This is a genomic window from uncultured Anaerococcus sp., assembly GCF_937934665.1.
Classification (GTDB): Bacteria; Bacillota; Clostridia; order Tissierellales; family Peptoniphilaceae; genus Anaerococcus.
In genome coordinates, this window is the sequence record NZ_CALGYW010000037.1 from 1 (window position 1) to 2,173 (window position 2,173).

The 2,173-nt window shown below is 35.8% G+C and carries 2 protein-coding genes; both read right to left on the bottom strand.

Features of this window, described 5'->3' with window-relative positions:
* On the bottom strand, positions 1 to 824 hold an 824-nt coding region (locus Q0410_RS01540), incomplete at its 3' end, for an ABC transporter ATP-binding protein (RefSeq protein WP_299032165.1).
* Positions 814 to 2,173, bottom strand: a 1,360-nt coding sequence (locus Q0410_RS01545; protein ID WP_299032168.1) for an ABC transporter ATP-binding protein, incomplete at its 5' end; no start/stop codon positions are given. The genes Q0410_RS01545 and Q0410_RS01540, both read right to left, overlap by 11 nt.

A 2,173-nucleotide genomic window follows, 5' to 3' on the forward strand; every position in this document is an offset into this window, starting at 1 on the left:
GTAATTGCTGCATAAAGAATATTTACCATATTTATTAAAAATGGCATCATCCTACCTGCATAGATATTGGCACGGGTGAAGGCAATCCTTACATCTTCTGACTTATTCCTAAAGGTTTCTAGACTTTCTTCTTCTCTAGAAAATACTTTTACAACCTTTTGACCAGATAGACTTTCTTCAGAAAAACCTTGAAGGTTTGAAACATTGCCCTGGCCTTCCCTAAAGGCTGTAGAAGACCTGTAGATAATCCTAGATAGGATTGGTAGTAAAATAGCAAGGCCAACTAGCATGGTAAGAGTTAGGTTAAAACTTAATTTAAACATAACAAGGATTGTACCTACAAGCATGATTGTTGCCCTAACTATGGTTGGGACTGTGTTTGCAAGAGCCTGGCTTAAAACGTCAGTATCGTTAGTAAACCTTGACATAATCTCTCCGTGCTTGTTTGAGTCAAAGAAAGATATAGGCATCTTTTGAACCTTATCAAATAACTCTATCCTTATGTTTCTGATAGATTTCTCTCCGATCCTTACCATTAGTCTTGAATAGATAAAGGATGTTAGGGCAGATACTGCATAGATTGCTCCCATTTGTAGGCTTGCTCTTTTTAGGCCAGATACATCTGATTTTAAGATATAATTATCTATAATTGGCCTTAGCATATTGACGCCCCAAATTTGAGTAAGGGCTGATACTATTACACAAATTATTATTAAAATCATCTGCCACTTGTAGGCAAAAAGGTAGGATAAGAGTCTTGCTATAGATGAAAAAGAAACTTTTCTTCTATATGATTTATCATTCATTTTATATTTATTCTTCATCTTTACCTCCTTGCTCTTGGATATCTACTGTTTCTCTATAAATCTTATTGGTCTTATATAAGTCGCCGTGACTACCTATTGCTTCGATTTTTCCCTCATTCATAACTATTATCCTGTCTACATACTTAAAAGAAGATACTCTTTGGGAAATAATTATCTTTGTAAGGTCTTTATTAAACTTATTAATACCGTCAATTATGGCTGTTTCTGTCTTGGTATCAACTGCAGATGTTGAGTTATCCATGATTAAAATCTTAGGATTTTTAAGAAGGGCACGGGCTATGGTTAATCTTTGCTTTTGACCACCTGAAACACCTGTACCACCCTGGCCAAGAACTGATTCATATTCACCGTGACGGGCTTTTACAAAGTCATCTGCCTGGGCAATCTTACTTGCAAGCTCGATTTCCTCCATACTAGCTTCTTCATCTCCCCATCTTAGGTTATCTGCAATAGTACCTGAAAATAAGGTATTTTTTTGAAGAACTATGGCTACATCATCACGAAGAGTTTTTAAGTCATAGGTTTCTACTGGATGATTTCCTACTTTGAGACTTCCCTTGCTTATATCATATAGTCTAGGTATTAGCTGGACTAGGGTTGATTTTGAAGAACCTGTTGGACCTAAAATACCAATAGACTCTCCACTTTTTATGTGAATGTTTATATCTTCAAGCTGGTAAGAATCTGAATCTTCCTCGTATTTGAAGGAAACATTATCAAAATCAATTGACCCGTCTTCTAATTCTAAGCCTTCGATTTTTTCATCATTAGCCATGGAAGGCGTCCTAGAAATAACCTCAACAACCCTTGTAATACCAGGAGATGCTGACATAAACATGGTAAGAACCATACTCATCCCTATAAAGGCGCCTAAAAGCATGGTTGCATACATATTAAAGGCAACAAGATCTCCTACTTCAAGCCTACCTTCTATTATTTCAACCCCACCAAAATAAGTAATTCCTACAAAGGTTGCAAATAATATTACATTGGCAAGGGGAAATACAAAGGACATTGGCCCTTGAGATCCATCCGCGTATTCAAACATTTTATCATTTTGAACTTCAAACTTATCAAGTTCGTATTTTTTCCTAAAAAATGCCTTTATTACTCGCATGTTTTTTAGGTTTTCTTCTATAACTAGGTTAAGCTTATCGTATTGGTACCTAGCCTTCCTAAATTTTGGAATAGCGTAGGTAGTAAGTGCCATCAAAAGGGCGAATAAGATTGGCACTGCTACTAAAAATATAAGTGACAATTTTAAGCTTGACTTAAGAGCCAAGATAAAGGCAACAATAGCCATAGCCACAGTTTTTATTACAAACCTAGTCGAAACAAAGGTTGAA